The sequence below is a fragment of the Streptomyces sp. NBRC 110611 genome (assembly GCF_001590865.1).
Classification (GTDB): Bacteria; Actinomycetota; Actinomycetes; order Streptomycetales; family Streptomycetaceae; genus Streptomyces.
Genome location: NZ_BBUY01000029.1, coordinates 25,399 through 41,776, shown reverse-complemented (window position 1 = coordinate 41,776; position 16,378 = coordinate 25,399). Strand labels below are relative to the sequence as shown.

The following is a 16,378-nucleotide window of genomic DNA, read 5'->3' as shown; positions in this document are numbered from 1 at the left end:
AGGTCCGCGCCCAGGGCGAGCGCCCACCACATGACGTGATCGGCGGCGCCGCCCATCTGGTGGACCAGGTCCTGGGTGATGGGGGCCATGGTGGCGACGTAGGGAATGTTGTCGACGATGCCGGAGAGGACGGCGGAGGCCCCGAGCAGGACCATGGAGCCGCCGGCCGCGTTGTCGCCGATCGTGTCCGCCAGGGCGCTGGACACCTGCTTGATGACGCCGGTGTCGATGAGACCGCCGATCATGATGAACAGGCCCGCGAAGAAGGCGAGGGTGGGCCACTCGACCTCGCCGAGCACATCGCCGGTCTCGGTCGCGGAGACGGCGATCAGCAGCCCCGCGCCCAGGAGGGCGACGATGCTGGGCTCGTAGTGCAGCACCGGGTGCAGCACGAAGCCGACGATGACGAGGGCGAGGACGGCCAGGCCCTGGACGAGCAGCCGCGGACGCCTGATCGCCTCGCGTTCGTCGAGCTCCATGATGTCCGCGGCGCGGTTCTCGTCGTAGACGAAGGTCCTGCGGAACAGGAAGCGGCACAGGGCGAGCAGCACCACTATCAGGACCGCGCTCAGCGGCGCGAGGTGGACGAGGAAGTCGTTGAAGGTCAGCCCGGCCCGGCTGGCGATGATGATGTTGGGCGGATCGCCGACGAGGGTCGCGGTGCCGCCGATGTTGGAGGCGAGGACCTCGGCGATCAGGAACGGCGCCGCGGGCAGCCCGAGCCGCTCGCACACCAGCAGGGTGACGGGGGCGATCAGCAGCACCGTGGTGACGTTGTCGAGCAGCGCGGAGGCGACCGCGGTGATGACTATCAGCATGGCCATCACCCGGAAGGGTCTGGCCTTGGCTCTCTTGACCGCCCAGATGGCCAGGTACTCGAAGAGTCCGGTCTTCTTGAGTACGCCGACGATCATCATCATGCCCATCAGCAGGAAGATGACGTTCCAGTCGACGCCCGAGTCCTCGGAGTAGAAGGCGGAGACATCGTCGGTGGCGCCGATGGCGAGCATCAGGCCGGCGCCGCCGAGGGCGGCCGCGACGCGGTGGATCTTCTCACTGATGATCAGGGCGTAGGTGCCGGCGAAGACGGCGATCGCGGCCCAGCTGTGCCAGTCGTTCATAGCTCCCCGATGGATTCGTGGTTCATCTGACGGCTTTCAGCAGCTCGTTGGCGGACGTGGTGTCCTTCCGCTTCACAGGGGCGCCCGATGGACTGACGGGCTGTCAGCCGATCCGGGGCGGCGTGGGCCAGGGGCGGGGCGCAGCGGATCAGCACGACAGCCGGCGGCAGCGGCGGCTGCGACGTGGGCTCCGTGACCAGCGCCATGAACAGGAATCCCCCGATCGGAACAGAGAGTTCTCTCGTGTTTCGCCGACCAGGCTTCCCGGCACTCCAGCGATGAACTTACACGACCCTTACGGGGTATTGACAGGACCTTGACGGCTGGTGGCGAAGCTCAAGACCGCCGCGCGCCGGGTCAGCGGCCGGGCGCGGACTCGTCCGAGCTGACGAGGCGGGGCACCAGACGGACGTAGCCGACCATGCCCAGGACCTCGACGAGGGTCTGGACCACCACGACCACGGCGGCGACGGCCAGCCGGTCGGGCAGGGCCAGGGCCAGGGGGAGGACGACCAGGGAGTTACGGGTCGCACCGGTGAAGACGACGGCGCGGGCGGCGGGTACGTCCAGCCGGAACGCCCGGGCCACGGCCCGCCCGGCGAACGCCATCACGGCAAGGAACAGCACATAGCACGGGATCACGGCGGCGACATCGCCGAGGCCGTCGCCGCCGTCGTCGCCGAGCCGGGGCACCTGGGAGGCGACCACCACCAGGAGCGTGGCGGCCATCAGCGGCACCATCGTCGTGGCCGCCGCGTCCGACACCGTCCGGCCGGCCGGACGGCGGGCGGCCCACGCCTGGGTGGCCCAGGCCAGTGCGAGGGGGATCACGATGAGGAAGGCGAACGCCTCGAGGAACGGGCCGGCCGCCACGACGTCGGCCAGCGCCGGTCCCATGAACAGGTAGAGGAACAGCGGGAGCAACAGCATCTGGGCCACCAGCAGCACCGGAGTCGTGGCGAGCAGGCGACGGCTGCTTCCGCCGGCCAGCCCGCAGAAGACGATCACGTAGTCCACGCACGGGCACAGCAGCACCAGCAGGACGCCCAGCCGTACGGCGTGGCCGGCGGGGAGGAACGGATATATCGCGGCGACCACCAGCGGGACGACCAGGAAGTTCACCACCAGGGTGGCCGACAGGAAGCGGCCGTCGCGGAGGGAGCGGACCAGTTCCGCGGCGGGGACCTGCAGGAAGGTGACGAAGAGCAGGGCACCCAGTACCGGGTTGATGGCGTGTGCCAGGCCGGGACCCACGGCCGGGGCCGCCCAGCCCAGCGCGGCGCCCGCCGCCAGCGCGGAGACATAGACCGCGACCTGGTGCTGTTCCATGCGCGCGACCAGGCCCCGCGGTTCCTCCGACACCCCTGTGGCTCCTCTGCTCCGTCCGGCGTCCGTCCGGCCTGCCGGCCGGGATCACTCGCCCGACATCCTCCCTGGCCGGGCTGCGGGGACGAGCGCCGGGGGCGACTGCGGCGGTGGACGTCCGGTCACCGGCGACCGCGCGGCCCGGCGGCCACCGCCCGGCCGAGCGCATCGCGCCGCCCGGGCGGGGACGTGCGCAAGCCGGTCAGCCGACGCCAGCCGCCACAGCGCTCGAAGAGGTACGTCACGCGGATCCCGGATCCCAGCAGCCGCTTCCTGGCCCACGACCATCCCAGGATCGCGCCCATACGGGACACCACGGCCAGGCTGACGTCACGGTGGACGCGGATCTCGGCCAGAGCGGTCCGGCGCAGGCTCCTCCGCACCAGGGCCGACCGCCGGCGGTCGCCGTCGGCCAGGCGCAGCAGCTCCCCGTGGGCGTGCGCGAGGTGCCGCTGTTCACCGCGCGTGATCGAGGTCAGGGCGCGGTGCGTGTCGGGCCGTTGGGCGAGCGCCTTCCGCATCAACCGCAGTTCTGCCGCCCCGCGTTGCTCGGTGACACGGCTGCGGGACAGATGGGCGATGACGTCCTCCTCGCAGAGGGGCCGCGCGTCCCGCAGACGACGGTGCGGGACACCGAGGCCGCGCTGTTCGAGCTGCGCCATGTAGTCGAGATCGGCGCAGAGCGGGGCCGCTTCCAGGCTCCGGCCGCGGAGCAGGGTGTGGAAGACCCGCGCGTGCTCGTTCCCCTCGGCCCCGTGGCGGGAGATCCTGAGGGCCAGTTCGGGGTCGGTGACCCGCGCGGCGATACGTTCGTTCGCCCAGCCGCAACCGGTCTGTCCGGCCGCGGTGAGGGTGCACAGCAGCCGGAACGCTTCGTCGTTGTCGTGGATGTCGAGGAACAGCTTCCGTACGGACAGCATGGCGATGGCGGCTCTCCAGGCGTCTGATCAGCGGACGGGGAAAGGCAAACAGACCGGGACGGCTCGCACCGCCCCCGGCGTCCACACCCCGCGCGGTATCGCCCGATCGAGCGACGGCACAAGGCCGTTCCGCCCTGTCACGAGGGTGCGACGGCTTCACCCCGGCTCCCGCGCACCCTCCTCCGCCTCCGCCTCCGTGCCACGGGGCGCCGGAACCAGCGTGGGGTCCGCGGCCCGCCGGATGGCCCGGGCGATACGGCGCCCCTCGATGCCGATCTCGCGCAGCGCTCCGGTGAGCGGGTTGTGGTAGCCGGCGAAGTACAGCTGCGGCGCGTGCGGGCTGGTCCGCGCTCCGCGCACGACGGGCAGCCCGTTCGCGCCGAGGAGCGGCAGCGGGCCGAGGAGCCGTTCCAGGTCGGAGCGGTACCCGGTGGCCGCGATGACGGCATCGGGGGTGCGGGACGTGCCGTCGGCGAGCAGGACGCGGGAGCCGTCCATACCGGTCACCGCCGCGGTCGGAAGGACCCGCCGCGCCCGGATGGCGTCGACGAAGCCGTGGTCCAGGACGGGGTTGACCTCCTCACGGGCGGCGCGGGTGAACATCCCCGTGGTGGGCCGGGGCAGACCGTACGGGGTCAGGTCCGGCAGGGCGAGGCGCTGCATGAGCGCGGTGGCCCAGTCGCCCCACGCGGTCGGCATCCGGGCCGCCACGATCCCCGCGGCCTGCCACCGGTTGCTGGACCGCGGCATGATGTGGGGCGGGGTCCGTACGGAGATCCAGACCTTGGCCGCCCCGGCTCCGGCCAGTGCGACGGCGATCTCCGCACCGCTGTTGCCCGCCCCGACCACGAGCACCTCGCGCCCCTGGTAGGGGCCGGGGTTGCGGTAGTCGCGCGAGTGCAGGAGTTCGCCGGTGAAGGTGTCCCGGCCCGGCCAGTCCGGCAGCAGCGGAACGTGGTTGCGGCCGGTGGCGACCACGACCGCCCTCGCCGGCAGCGTGCGGTCCGCGGTATGCACCAGCCAGCGCGCGGCCGTCCGCCGGTCCGGGAGCGCCGCCGCCGGTTCGATCCGCCGCACCGCGGTGCGGACGCGGACGTCGATCCGGTGGTGGGCGGCGTACCTCTCCAGGTAGCGCACCCAGTCGTCGCGGCCGACCCACAGGCCCGCCTGCCGGGGGACCCGCAGCCCGGGAAGGCGGGAGAAGCCGCGTGTGGTGTGCAGTTCCAGGTGGTCGTAGCGCTCGCTCCAGCTCGTCCCCACGCCGCCCGAGCGCTCCAGGACGACGGCCGGTACGTCGGCCCGGCGCAGCATCGCGGCGACCGCCAGTCCGCTGGGGCCGGCGCCGATCACCACGACCGGAGGGGGCTGATGGGGGTGGTGGGAATGACCGGAATGATTACGTTTCATAGACATCGCTGGCTTCAACGAACACCCCTACGCGGAGTCACGCCGCGCGCAAGGGTGTTGCACCGGAATGCCGGAACGCCGGGGACGTCGGGACGCGGGACGTGGGGCGGGTGCGGGGGCGGTACTGCCGGGAAGCGCGTAATCGCTCGCAGGCTCTTGGCACGGGCAATGCAATGTGAAATATTACTGACGTGCTGACAAGGAAGTCCGCGGACGTCATCGTCATCGGGGCCGGCGTGATCGGCGCGGCCTGCGCCCACTACGCCGCCCGGTCCGGCCTCCGGGTCCTGGTGCTCGACCGCGGCCCGGTGGCCGGCGGTACGACCGGAGCCGGTGAGGGCAACCTCCTGGTCTCCGACAAGGAGCCCGGCCCCGAGCTCGAACTGGCCCTGCTGTCCGCCCAGTTGTGGCGCGAGCTGGCCGAGGAACTCCCGTCCGGCATCGAGTACGAGGCCAAGGGCGGACTGGTCGTCGCCTCCGGTGAGAAGGAGATGGCCGCGCTGCGGGACCTCGCGGCCCGGCAGCGGGCGGCGGGTGTGACGGCGGACGAGGTCCCGGCCGACCGCCTGCACGACCTTGAGCCCCGGCTCGCCATCGGCCTGGCGGGCGGCTGTCACTATCCGCAGGACGCCCAGGTCATGCCGGCGCTCGCCGCCGCGCATCTGCTGCGCGCGGCAGGCGGCGGGCGGGTCCGGGTGCGGCTCGGCGAGGAGGTCACCGGGCTGCTGACGGGGGCGGGCGGCGCGATCCGGGGGGTGCGGACGGCGGCCGGCGAGTACCACGCCCCGTACGTGGTGAACGCCGCCGGGGCCTGGGGCGGTGAGATCGCCCGCCGTGTGGAGGTGGACCTCCCCGTGCGGCCCCGCCGGGGCTTCATCCTGGTCACCGAGCCGCTGCCGCGCGTCGTGCGCCACAAGGTGTACGCGGCCGGCTATGTCGCCGATGTGGCCAGCGGCTCCGCCGCGCTGCAGAGTTCCGCGGTGGTGGAGGGCACCCCGGCCGGGCCGGTCCTGATCGGCGCCACCCGGGAGCGGGCCGGCTTCGACCGCACGCTCTCGGTCGAGGCGCTGCGGCGGCTGGCGGCCCGGGCCACGGAGCTCTTCCCGGTCCTCGCCGGGGTCCGGGCGATGCGCACCTACGTCGGCTTCCGCCCGTACCTGCCGGACCACCTGCCCGCCATCGGCCCCGACCCGCGCGTCCCCGGACTGCTGCACGCGTGTGGCCACGAGGGCGCCGGGATCGGCCTCGCCCCCGCCACCGGACTGGTCGTCGCACAGGCGCTGACCGGCGGCGAACCGCTCCTCGACATCGCCCCGTTCAGGCCGGAACGCTTCTCCCCGGCCGCCTGAGACCACCACCGTGACCGCCATGACCGCGTGACCGCCATGACCGCCACAACCGACGTGACCGCCATCAGAGGAGGATCCGTGGCCCGTACCCCTGCCGGCCTGGCCGGCGCCCAGCCCGGTCCGCCGTTCCGGATCACCTTCGACGGGCGCGAGGTCACCGCGCTGCCCGGCCAGTCCGTCGCCGCCGCACTGTGGGGAGCCGGAATCCTGGCCTGGCGCACCACCCGCGTCCGCGGGCGCCCCCGGGGCGCGTTCTGCGGCATCGGCCAGTGCTACGACTGCCTCGCCACCATCAACGGCGAGCCCAACCGGCGGGCCTGCCTGGTGCCGGCCCGGCCGGGGGACACCGTCACCACGCAGGAAGGACACGGCCGTGCCGACGTCTGAACCGTACGATCTCGCGGTGATCGGTGCGGGCTCCGCCGGTCTCGCCGGGGCCGTGGCCGCCGGTGAACTCGGGCTCTCCGTCGCCCTGCTGGACACCGCCGCGCAGACCGGCGGGCAGTTCTACCGCACCCCGGCGCCCGCCCTGGGAGCCGTCCGGCCCGAGGCCCTGCACCACGACTGGTCCGCCTACGCCGACCTGCGCCGACGGCTGGCGCGGAGCGCTGTCCGCCACCTTCCCGGGCATCACGTGTGGAGCGTGACCAGGGACGAGGAGGCCGCCGGTGGGTGGTCCGTGCATGCCGTCACCGGGGCCGACGGCGGCGGCGAGCGCCCCGTGCGGGTACGGGCCCGCGCGGTCCTGCTGGCGACCGGCGCGTACGAACGGCAGCTGCCCTTCCCCGGCTGGACGTTGCCCGGCGTCGTGGGTGCCGGGGGAGCGCAGGCCATGCTGAAGTCCGGGCTGGTGCTGCCCGGCCGGAGGGTCGTCGTGGCGGGCAGCGGTCCGCTGCTGCTCGCGGTGGCCGCCTCGCTGGCCGCCGCCGGCGCCAGAGTGCCGGCTGTGGTCGAGGCAGCCGGCTACCCGCGGTACGCCCGGCACCCCCGGGCGCTGGTCACCAACCCGCACAAGGTGGCCGAAGCGCTGGTCCACGGCGCCGCGCTGCTGTGGCACCGGGTGCGGCTGCGGCCGCACAGCGCGGTCACCGAGGTGCACGGCACCGACCGGGTGGAGGCCGTCACCGTCACACGTCTCGACCGCGACTGGCGCCCCGTACGGGGGACGGGGCGCCGGATCGACTGCGACGCGCTGGCCGTCGGGCACGGCCTCGTCCCCCAGATCGACCTGGCCACGGCGCTCGGCTGTACCACCCGCCCGCTGCCCGACGGCACCCGGGGCCTGGCCCTGGACGGCCTCCAGGAGACCTCGGTGCGCGGCCTGTGGGCGGCGGGCGAGACCGGGGGAGTGGGCGGGGCACAACTGGCGAGAACCGAAGGAGAGTTGGCGGGTATCGCCATCGCCGCGCGGGTGCTGGGCCGCGCCGCCCATGGCGGCCGGGTCCGGGAACTCGGGCGCCGCAGGGACCGGATGCGCGCCTTCGCCGACGCGATGGCCGTCGCCCACGCGCCCGGCCCGGAGTGGCCGCGCTGGCTCACGGACGACACCGAGGTGTGCCGCTGTGAGGAGGTCACCGCCGGGCGGATCCGCGAGGCGGCCGAGGACCTCGGAGCGCACGACGGCCGCACCGTCAAACTGCTGACCCGGGCCGGTATGGGCTGGTGCCAGGGCCGGATGTGCGGCCCGGCGGTGGCCTGTCTCGCGGCCCGCGGCCGTGACGCCGAACCACCGGCCGAACGCCGCCCGTTCGCCGTGCCGGTCCGGCTCTCGGTGCTCGCCGCGCTCGACGACCCCGCCGAGCCCCGGCCCGGGACCTCGGCCGACCCCGATCCCGATCCCGATCCCCTCCCTGGCCACGACGCCGACGCCGATCCCGGCTCCGACTCCGAGCCCGGCCCCGAGCCCGCGACCGATCCCCACCCCGAGGCCGGTCCCGCCCCCGGCGGCAACGGCTGACCCCTTGTCACCTTCCGTAGAGAGGTTTCGCCGGTATGACCACCACTGGCTGGACCAGCGCCCGCCCCTGGCGCGGCATCATGGTCGCCACCGCCCTGCCCCTGCGTGACGACCTGTCCGTCGACCACGACGCCTACGCCGAGCACATCCGCTGGCTGCTCGACAACGGCTGCGACGGTGTCGTGCCCAACGGCTCGCTCGGCGAGTACCAGACCCTCACCGACCAGGAGCGGGCCCGCGTGGTGCGGACCGCGGTCGAGGCCGCGGGTGACGCGGCGCGCGTCATGCCCGGCGTCTCCGCCTACGGCAGCGCCGAGGCCCGGTGCTGGGCGGAGCAGGCGGCCGGGGAAGGCTGCCGCTCGGTGCTCCTGCTGCCCCCGAACGCCTACCGGGCCGATGAGCCGGGTGTGCGCGCCCACTATGCCGAGGTCGCCCGGGCCGGCGTGCCGGTCGTCGCCTACAACAACCCCATCGACACCAAGGTCGATCTCACCCCCGGCCTGCTGGCCCGGCTGCACCAGGACGGCAGCGTCGTCGCCGTGAAGGAGTTCTCCGGTGACGTCCGCAGGGCGTACGAGATCGCCGAACTCGCCCCGGAACTCGATCTGCTGATCGGCGCGGACGATGTCCTGCTCGAACTCGCCGTCGCCGGTGCGGTCGGCTGGATCGCCGGATACCCCAACGCCTTCCCCGCCGGCTGCGCTGCCCTCTACCGCGCCGCCGTCGCCGGAGACCTGGCCACCGCCCGTCCGCTCTACGCCTCCCTCCACCCGCTGCTGCGCTGGGACTCCAGGACCGAGTTCGTCCAGGCCGTCAAGGTGTCCATGGATGTCGTCGGGCGCCGGGGCGGGCCCACCCGCCCCCCGCGTTCCCCGCTCACCGCGGAGGCCGAGGCGGCGGTGCGGGCCGCCACCGAGAAGGCCGTCGCCGACGGCCACCGCTGATCACCCGCCGCACCCCCACGGACAGCCCGCCCATCCACAGACCGAAAGACAGACCGAAAGGAAGCCCGTGCGCACCCGCCATGTCTTCCACGCCGTCGACTCGCACACCGAGGGCATGCCCACGCGCGTGATCACCGGTGGCGTCGGCACCCTCCCCGGCGCCACCATGGCCGAGCGCCGGACGTACGTCATGGAGCACCGGGACGACCTCCGGACGCTCCTGATGTACGAGCCGCGCGGCCACGCCGCCATGAGCGGCGCCATCCTCCAGCCGCCCACCCGCCCTGACGCCGACTACGGAGTCCTGTACATCGAGGTCTCCGGGCTGCTCCCGATGTGCGGACACGGCACGATCGGGGTCGCCACCGTCCTGGTCGAGACGGGCATGGTGCCGGTGGCCGAACCGGTCACCACCGTCCGCCTCGACACCCCGGCGGGGCTGGTGACCGCCGAGGTCCAGGTGGCCGACGGCGCGGCCACGGCGGTCACGCTCACCAACGTGCCGGCGTTCTGCGCCGCTCTGGACCGCAAGGCCGCCGTGCCCGGGTACGGCACCGTCACCTACGACCTCGCGTTCGGCGGCAACTTCTACGCCTTCGTCGAACTCGACGCGCTGGGGCTGCCGTTCGACCGGGCGCGCAAGGACGACCTGCTGGCCGCCGGACTCGCGGTCATGGACGCGGTCAACGCCTCACCCGAGCGGCCCGTGCATCCCGAGCGGCCGGAGATCGCCGGGGTCAAGCACGTCTACCTAGCCGCTCCCGGATCCGACGCCCGCCACTCGCGGCACGCGATGGTCGTCCACCCCGGCTGGTTCGACCGTTCCCCGTGCGGTACGGGCACCTCGGCCCGGATGGCCCAGCTGTACGCGCGCCGGCAACTGCCCCTGGGCCGCGACTTCGTCAACGAGTCCTTCATCGGCACCCGCTTCACCGGGCGGCTGACCGAGAAGACCACCGTGGGCGCACTGCCCGCCGTCGTACCGACCGTCACCGGACGCGCCTGGATCACCGGCACCGCCCAGTACCTCCTCGACCCGGACGACCCCTTCCCCGGAGGATTCCTCCTGTGACCGCCGCTGCCTCCCTCATCACCTCGCACAACCCGGCCGACCCCGCCGACGTCCTGCTGGAGATCGCGGCGCCCGGCGCCTTCGCGGCGGCCGGCACCGTGGAACGGGCCCGGGCCGCCCAGCCGGACTGGCTGGCCGGCGGGGCGGCCGCCCGCTCGGCCGCCCTCGGCGCGGTCGCCGACACCCTCGACGCCCATGCGGCCGAACTGGCCACGCTCGCCGTCCGCGAGGTGGGCAAGCCGCTCACCGAGGCCCGGGCCGAAGTCGCACGTACCGCCGCCATCTGGCGCTACTACGCCCAGGCCCCGTACGAACCGGCCGGTGCGGTCCACGAGACCGCCACGGGCCCCGGCCTGCTGCTCACCCGCCGCCGCCCGCACGGCGTGGCCGGGCTGATCACCCCCTGGAACTTCCCCTTCGCCATCCCGAGCTGGAAGGCCGCCCCGGCGCTCGCGGCCGGCAACGCGGTCGTCCTCAAACCCGCCCCCGAGGCCACCGCCTGCGCGCAGCGGCTGGCCGAACTCGTCCGACCGGCCCTGCCCGACGGGGTGTTCACCGTGCTGCCCGGCGGGGCGACGGAGGGCGGCGCGCTCGTCTCCGCCGCCGATGTCCTCTCCTTCACAGGCTCGACCGCCGTCGGCCGGGCCGTCGTATGCGACGCCACGGCCCGGGGCGTTCCGGTCCAGGCGGAGATGGGCGGCCTGAACGCGGCGATCGTCCTCCCGGACGCCGACATCGGGCGGGCCGCCGCCCATCTCGCCGCCGCGATCGCCGGCTACGCGGGCCAGAAGTGCACCGCCACCAGCCGGGTCATCGCGGTCGGCGCGGCCCTCGACCCGCTGCGCGAAGCCCTCTGCGAAGCGCTGCGGTCCGTTCCGTCCGGGGACCCGGCCGATCCGGCGACCGTGTGCGGGCCGCTCATCGGCCGGTCCGCCCGCGATCAGGTCGGTGACGCCTGGCGCGGCCTGGGGGCGCTCGTCGGCGGCACCGTACCCGAGCGGCCCGGCTGGTACGCGGCCCCGACGCTGGTGGAGAAGGTCCCCGCGGGGCACCGGCTGCTGCGCGAAGAGGTCTTCGGCCCGCTCGCGGTCCTGCTGGCCGCCGATGACCTGGACCACGCGGTGCGGATCACCAACTCCGTGCCGTACGGCCTGGTCACCTCGGTCCACACCGCCGGCCTGGACGCGGCGCTGCACGGGCTCGACCGGCTCGACACCGGGCTGATCCGGCTCAACGCCCCGTCCACCGGTGTCGATTTCCATCTGCCGTTCGGCGGCACCAAGGCCTCCGGTCACGGGCCGCGCGAACAGGGCCGGGCGGCACTGGAGTTCTACACCTCCAGCCGGACGTACACCCTGTCGCCCGCGGGAGCAACGTGACATTGTACGGTGGTGGTCCATACCAGACCGAAGGGATCATGACCACCATGGGGCACCTGAAGCACCGTGACCTCAACGCCGGCCGGGAGCGGCTGCGCGACCAGGTGAGCCATGCCCTGCGAGCCGCCCTGATCTCCGGCGAGCTGCGTCCGGGCGTGGTGTATTCGGCGCCCACCCTCGCCGAGGACTTCGGTATCTCCGCCACGCCGGTCCGCGAGGCGATGCTCGACCTGGCCCGCGAAGGCCTGGTCGAGCCCGTCCGGAACAAGGGTTTCCGGGTCACCGAGTTCAGTGAGCGCGACCTCGACCAGTACACCGAGATCCGCGCGCTGATCGAGATCCCCATGGTCGGCCGGATCACCCGCAGCGCCACCCGCGAGCAGCTGGAGGCGCTGCGCCCGGTCGCCGAGGAGATCGTGCGGGCGGCCCGCGACCACGACCTCATCGGCTATCTGGAGGCCGACCGGCGGTTCCACCTGTCGCTCCTGGCGCTCTCCGGCAACGACCGGCTGGTCGAGACCGTCGGCGACCTGCGCAAGCGCTCCCGGCTCTACGGGCTCACGGCCCTGGACGAGCGCGGTGAGCTGCTTCCCTCGGCCGAGGAGCACCTGGAGCTGCTCGGCCTGATGCTCGCGGGCGACGCGAAGAAGGCCGAGCAGTGCATGGCCAGGCACCTGGGCCACGTCCGCTCCCTGTGGGCCGGCGGCGACGGCTCACAGGGGAGTGCGCGGAGCGACAGGCCCTAGCCCGTCCGCTTCCTCTTCCTTCTCTTCTTCTTCCTTCCCTTCCTGCTATTCCTTGTTCTGGGCGTCCTCGTTCTGGGCCTTGTGCTTTTCCTTGATGCGCGCCGCTTCCTTGCGGACCTCGGCCTGGGTGGCGCGTTCCTTCTGCAGCCACTCGGGGTTCTCGGCCTTCAGCGCGTCGATCTGCTCCGTGGTGAGGGCCTCGGTGACACCGCCGCGCGCGAGGCCGGAAATGGAGACGCCGAGCTTCGCGGCGACCACCGGACGGGGGTGCGGGCCGTTGCGTCGCAGCTCCCGCAGCCACTCGGGCGGGTCCGCCTGCAGCGCATTGAGTTCGGTGCGCGAGACGACGCCCTCCCGGAACTCGGCGGGGGTGGCTTCGAGGTACACACCCAGCTTCTTCGCCGCGGTGGCGGGCTTCATCGTCTGGGCGGTCTGGTGCGACTTCATGGGTCCAGGGTATCGAGCGTGTGCGCGACCTCTGACCACGACCGGTAACCTGGTGGGGTGACAGGCTCGGAAACATCCCCTTCGTTCCGGCTCGCGTATGTCCCGGGAGTGACGCCCGCCAAGTGGGTGCGGATCTGGAACGAGCGCCTGCCGGACGTACCCCTGCACCTCGTCCAGGTATCCGCCGAGGAAGCCTCTGGGGTGCTGCGGGACGGCGGCGCCGATGCCGGGCTCCTGCGCCTGCCGACGGACCGGACCGACCTCAGCGCGATCCCCCTGTACACCGAGACGACGGTGGTGGTGGTCCCGAAGGACCACCTCGTGGCCGCGGCCGACGAGGTGACCCCCGAGGATCTGGCCGACGACATCGTGCTCCACCCCCTGGACGACACGCTCGACTGGGAGCATCCGCCGGGACGGCCGGCGATCGAGCGTCCCGCCACCACGAAGGACGCCGTCGAGCTGGTGGCGGCGGGCGTCGGGCTGCTCGTCGTGCCGCAGTCGCTCGCCCGTCTGCATCACCGCAAGGACCTCACCTACCGGCCGGTCACCGGCACCCCCGAGTCGCGGGTGGCGCTGTCGTGGCGGGAGGACCGGACCACCGATCTGGTGGACGACTTCATCGGGATCGTCCGCGGGCGGACCGTCAACAGCACCCGGGGCCGCCGTCCCGCCGCCCCGGCGGAGGCGCAGCGCGACCGGCCCGGCACGGGAGGCGCGCGGCGGCAGCCCGCGGCGGGGAAGCCGAAGCCCACGTCATCGGGCAAGGGGGCGCGGAGGGGCTCCGGCGCACCCAAGGGAATCAAGCGGGGCAAAAGGGGTAAACCCCGCCGCTAGTGACGTCCGCGGTGAGCTCGGGTGAGCGCTGAAGCGAGCACTGTGCCTTCAGCGCTGAAGTGAGCGCTGCGCCTCTCAGCGGCCCTGTGCAGCCTTGACGTTGTCGCCGAACGTCCAGTTCCCGGCCCCGTCCCAGTTGACCGACCAGGTCATCAGGCCCTTCAAGCCGTTGTGGTACGTGTTCCAGGCCCGCGTCACCAGGTCCGGAGGCATATGGCCGCCACCGGCGCCCGGCTGCGCGGGCAGTCCCGGAACCTGTTTGTCGTAGGGGACCCTGATCGTGGTGCCTTGGACCGTCAGCCCCTTGTCGAGGCAGTCCGTCTGCGCGGTGAACCCCTCGATCGTGCCGGCCGCGTACGAGTCGCCGCGGCATCCGTACATGCTGCCGTTGTAGTACTGCATGTTCAGCCACCAGAGCCGGCCGTTGTCCGCGTACTTCTTGATGATGGGGAGGTAGGCGCCCCAGATCGATCCGTAGGTGACGCTTCCGCCGGTGACATAGGCCGTCTCCGGGGCCATGGTCAGGCCGAAGTCCGGAGGCATCCGGGCGAGAATGCCGTCGATGATGCGGATCAGGTTGGTCTGCGAGGGCGACAGGCGGCTGATGTCGCCGCTGCCGCTGAGGCCGGTCTCGATGTCGATGTCGATCCCGTCGAAGTGGTGCGCCTGGAGGATCGGCACGATCGTGTCGACGAACCGGTCCGCGACGGTGCTGGAGCCGAGGTCGATACCGGCCGCCGCTCCGCCGATGGACATCAGGATCGTGAGGCCCTCGGCCTTGGCCTGGCACATCTCGGCCGGGGTCGGGACCTTCACCGTCGCGTCCATCCCGTCCTCCCAGAGGGCCGTGCCGTCCGAGCGGATGACGGGGAACGCCGCGTTGAGGACGTTGTATCCGTGATCGCGGATCCGGGCATCGGTGACCGGCGTCCAGCCGAACGGCGGATGGACGCCGTTCGCCGCACCGTCCCAGTTCTCCCAGTACCCCTGGAGGACCTTGCCCGAGGGCCTGGGCCCGGCCGCGCAGGCGGCGTCCCGGGGCGCGCTCGGCGCCGCGGCGATCAGCATGGGTGCGGTGACGGCCATGGCCAGGCCAACCCTCAGGAGACGCGACAGCCGACCGGTCACGCCGGGCTCCTTCCGTGGGGCGACGGGGTGCGCCACACCGTAAGTTGGTCCATACCTTTCGTCAAGGGGCGGCGAATGCGGGGGAGTTGGTGGCGTCATCGCCGCCTGGGTGCCAGGGTGAGGGAGCCTGGTCGGGCCGCTTCTCCGCACCTCACCGTCATCCCCGTCTCATGTCCACCTTCCGGGAGTCGCTGTACATGACCACCAACGAGTTCCGTCCCGACGCGTCCGCCACGCTCCGGTTCCCCGCCGGATTCCGCTGGGGCACCGCCACCGCCGCGTACCAGATCGAGGGCGCCGCACAGGAGGACGGCCGGGGTCCGTCCATCTGGGACACCTTCAGCCGGACGCCCGGCAAGGTCCTCCATGGCGACACCGGCGACACGGCCGCCGACCACTACCACCGCATGCCGGAGGACGTGGCGTTGCTCAGAGAGCTGGGCGTGAGCGACTACCGCTTCTCCGTGGCGTGGCCCCGGGTCCAGCCGGACGGGCGGGGCCCGGCCAGCCAGAAGGGGCTGGACTTCTACCGCCGGCTCGTGGACGAACTGCTGGACGCCGGTATCCGGCCGGTCGCCACCCTCTACCACTGGGACCTTCCGCAGCAGCTGGAGACCGGGCTGCCCGGCGACTCCGCCGATGCCGCGGGCGGCGGCTGGCCGCGGCGCGACACCGCCGAGCGCTTCGCCGACTACACGCGGTACGTGGCCGAGGCGCTCGGTGACCGGGTCGCCACCTGGATCACCCTCAACGAGCCGTGGTGCGCGGCCTTCCTCGGGTACGCGGCCGGCATCCACGCCCCCGGCCGCACCGACCCGGCCGCCGCGCTGCGCGCCGCGCACCATCTCAACCTCGCCCACGGGCGCTCCGTCCAGGCCCTGCGCGCGGCGCTCCCGGCCTCGGCGGAGATCTCCCTGACCCTGAACCTGTTCGCGCTGCGGCCCGCGCGCGACAGCGGGGCCGACCGGGAAGCGGTCCGCTGTGTCGACGCCGTCGCCAACCGGCTCTTCCTCGATCCGGTCTTCCACGGGCGGCTGCCCGAGGACCTGGTGCGCGATACCGCGGAGGTCACCGACTGGTCGTATGTGCACGACGGCGACCTGGAGGCCATCGCCACGCCCATCGACTCCCTGGGCGTCAACTACTACACGCCGCTGGTGGTCGCGGCCGGTGCGCACACCTCGCCCTCGTCGTCCCGGCCCCGGTCGCCGTGGCCGGGGGCCGCCGGAGACGTGCGGCTCCCGCCGGCGCCGGGGCCGCGTACCGCCATGGACTGGCCGGTGGACGCCGGCGGACTGTACGAGCTGCTGACCCGGCTCCGCGACGAGCTGCCGCACACCCCGCTCCTGATCACGGAGAACGGTGCCGCCTACCACGACTACGCCGATCCGGAGGGCCGGGTCCACGATCCCGAACGGATCGCCTACCTGCACCAGCACCTGGCCGCCGTGCACCGGGCGATCGCCGACGGGGCCGATGTGCGGGGCTACTTCGTCTGGTCGCTGCTGGACAACTTCGAGTGGGCGTACGGCTACAGCAAGCGGTTCGGCATCGTCCACGTCGACTACGCCTCGCAGCGACGCACCCTGAAGGACAGCGCCCGCTGGTACGCCGCAGTGGTCGCCCGGAACGGCGTGGAGGCGTAGGAACTTTCGTTCAACTGTCGTCAGAAGTACGGGAGTTGGGCGTCGGGTCCGCCGGATCCC

15 protein-coding genes are annotated in these 16,378 nt (G+C 73.0%); 9 read left to right on the top strand and 6 right to left on the bottom strand.

Annotated elements, in window-relative coordinates; translation table 11 throughout:
• The 4 genes from AZE13_RS31530 to AZE13_RS31515 all read right to left on the bottom strand — a co-directional run.
• A partial coding sequence (locus AZE13_RS31530) for an ArsB/NhaD family transporter (RefSeq protein ID WP_066939741.1) occupies positions 1-1,121 on the bottom strand: 1,121 nt, incomplete at its 3' end.
• Between the two features lie 357 nt (positions 1,122-1,478).
• Positions 1,479-2,450 (bottom strand): bile acid:sodium symporter, encoded by a 972-nt coding sequence (locus AZE13_RS31525; RefSeq protein WP_398780274.1) that lies wholly within the window; start codon positions 2,448-2,450, stop codon positions 1,479-1,481.
• 158 nt (positions 2,451-2,608) lie between these two features.
• Positions 2,609-3,406: a ferritin-like domain-containing protein gene (locus AZE13_RS31520; RefSeq protein WP_066939735.1), complete on the bottom strand. Its 798-nt coding sequence runs from the start codon at positions 3,404-3,406 to the stop codon at positions 2,609-2,611.
• A 156-nt stretch (positions 3,407-3,562) separates the two neighbouring features.
• Positions 3,563-4,759, bottom strand: coding sequence for a flavin-containing monooxygenase (locus tag AZE13_RS31515; RefSeq protein WP_258528120.1), 1,197 nt, complete (start codon positions 4,757-4,759; stop codon positions 3,563-3,565).
• 245 nt (positions 4,760-5,004) lie between these two features.
• Here AZE13_RS31515 and AZE13_RS31510 point away from each other — a divergent pair, with 245 nt between their 5' ends.
• The 7 genes from AZE13_RS31510 to AZE13_RS31480 all read left to right on the top strand — a co-directional run bounded on the left by AZE13_RS31510 (position 5,005) and on the right by AZE13_RS31480 (position 12,260).
• Positions 5,005-6,162 carry an NAD(P)/FAD-dependent oxidoreductase gene (locus AZE13_RS31510; RefSeq protein WP_066939731.1) on the top strand — a complete coding sequence of 386 codons (1,158 nt, stop codon included), beginning with the start codon at positions 5,005-5,007 and terminating at the stop codon, positions 6,160-6,162.
• A gap of 78 nt (positions 6,163-6,240) precedes the next feature.
• The gene (locus AZE13_RS31505; RefSeq protein WP_066939756.1) at positions 6,241-6,549 is read left to right on the top strand and encodes a (2Fe-2S)-binding protein; all 309 of its coding nucleotides are present in this window, start codon (positions 6,241-6,243) and stop codon (positions 6,547-6,549) included.
• Positions 6,536-8,119 (top strand): NAD(P)/FAD-dependent oxidoreductase, encoded by a 1,584-nt coding sequence (locus AZE13_RS31500; RefSeq protein WP_079124576.1) that lies wholly within the window; start codon positions 6,536-6,538, stop codon positions 8,117-8,119. The genes AZE13_RS31505 and AZE13_RS31500 overlap by 14 nt, the downstream gene beginning before the upstream one ends.
• 35 nt (positions 8,120-8,154) lie before the next feature.
• A complete protein-coding gene (locus AZE13_RS31495) occupies positions 8,155-9,063 on the top strand; it encodes a dihydrodipicolinate synthase family protein (protein WP_066939728.1) in 909 nt (302 codons plus the stop codon).
• 67 nt (positions 9,064-9,130) lie between these two features.
• Entirely contained in the window at positions 9,131-10,135 is a 1,005-nt protein-coding gene (locus AZE13_RS31490; protein ID WP_066939725.1) for a proline racemase family protein, read from the top strand.
• Positions 10,132-11,514: an aldehyde dehydrogenase family protein gene (locus AZE13_RS31485; protein WP_066939722.1), complete on the top strand. Its 1,383-nt coding sequence runs from the start codon at positions 10,132-10,134 to the stop codon at positions 11,512-11,514. The genes AZE13_RS31490 and AZE13_RS31485 overlap by 4 nt, the downstream gene beginning before the upstream one ends.
• A 47-nt stretch (positions 11,515-11,561) precedes the next feature.
• Complete coding sequence (locus AZE13_RS31480) at positions 11,562-12,260, top strand: GntR family transcriptional regulator (RefSeq protein ID WP_066939753.1); 699 nt, start codon at positions 11,562-11,564, stop codon at positions 12,258-12,260.
• Between the two features lie 45 nt (positions 12,261-12,305).
• Here the strand turns inward: AZE13_RS31480 and AZE13_RS31475 are convergent, their stop codons facing one another.
• Complete coding sequence (locus tag AZE13_RS31475; RefSeq protein ID WP_066939719.1) at positions 12,306-12,707, bottom strand: DUF5997 family protein; 402 nt, start codon at positions 12,705-12,707, stop codon at positions 12,306-12,308.
• A 57-nt stretch (positions 12,708-12,764) separates the two neighbouring features.
• On the opposite strand from AZE13_RS31475, the gene AZE13_RS31470 reads away from it, so the two are divergent.
• Positions 12,765-13,544 (top strand): LysR family substrate-binding domain-containing protein, encoded by a 780-nt coding sequence (locus AZE13_RS31470; RefSeq protein ID WP_066939716.1) that lies wholly within the window; start codon positions 12,765-12,767, stop codon positions 13,542-13,544.
• 75 nt (positions 13,545-13,619) lie between these two features.
• On the opposite strand, the gene AZE13_RS31465 is transcribed toward AZE13_RS31470, so the two are convergent.
• Complete coding sequence (locus AZE13_RS31465) at positions 13,620-14,630, bottom strand: chitinase (RefSeq protein WP_066939750.1); 1,011 nt, start codon at positions 14,628-14,630, stop codon at positions 13,620-13,622.
• Positions 14,631-14,869: 239 nt separating this feature from the next.
• On the opposite strand from AZE13_RS31465, the gene AZE13_RS31460 reads away from it, so the two are divergent.
• Positions 14,870-16,318, top strand: coding sequence for a GH1 family beta-glucosidase (locus tag AZE13_RS31460; protein ID WP_107288552.1), 1,449 nt, complete (start codon positions 14,870-14,872; stop codon positions 16,316-16,318).
• Positions 16,319-16,378: the final 60 nt, after the last annotated feature.

Excerpts from the sequence above, each read along its gene's own strand:
- AZE13_RS31525 (WP_398780274.1), bottom strand. The coding sequence starts at position 2,450 with ATGGAACAGCACCAGGTCGCGGTCTATGTCTCCGCGCTGGCGGCGGGC.
- AZE13_RS31520 (WP_066939735.1), bottom strand. The coding sequence starts at position 3,406 with ATGCTGTCCGTACGGAAGCTGTTCCTCGACATCCACGACAACGACGAA.
- AZE13_RS31495 (WP_066939728.1), top strand. The coding sequence starts at position 8,155 with ATGACCACCACTGGCTGGACCAGCGCCCGCCCCTGGCGCGGCATCATG.
- AZE13_RS31480 (WP_066939753.1), top strand. The coding sequence starts at position 11,562 with ATGGGGCACCTGAAGCACCGTGACCTCAACGCCGGCCGGGAGCGGCTG.
- AZE13_RS31475 (WP_066939719.1), bottom strand. The coding sequence starts at position 12,707 with ATGAAGTCGCACCAGACCGCCCAGACGATGAAGCCCGCCACCGCGGCG.
- AZE13_RS31465 (WP_066939750.1), bottom strand. The coding sequence starts at position 14,630 with ATGGCCGTCACCGCACCCATGCTGATCGCCGCGGCGCCGAGCGCGCCC.
- AZE13_RS31460 (WP_107288552.1), top strand. The coding sequence starts at position 14,870 with ATGACCACCAACGAGTTCCGTCCCGACGCGTCCGCCACGCTCCGGTTC.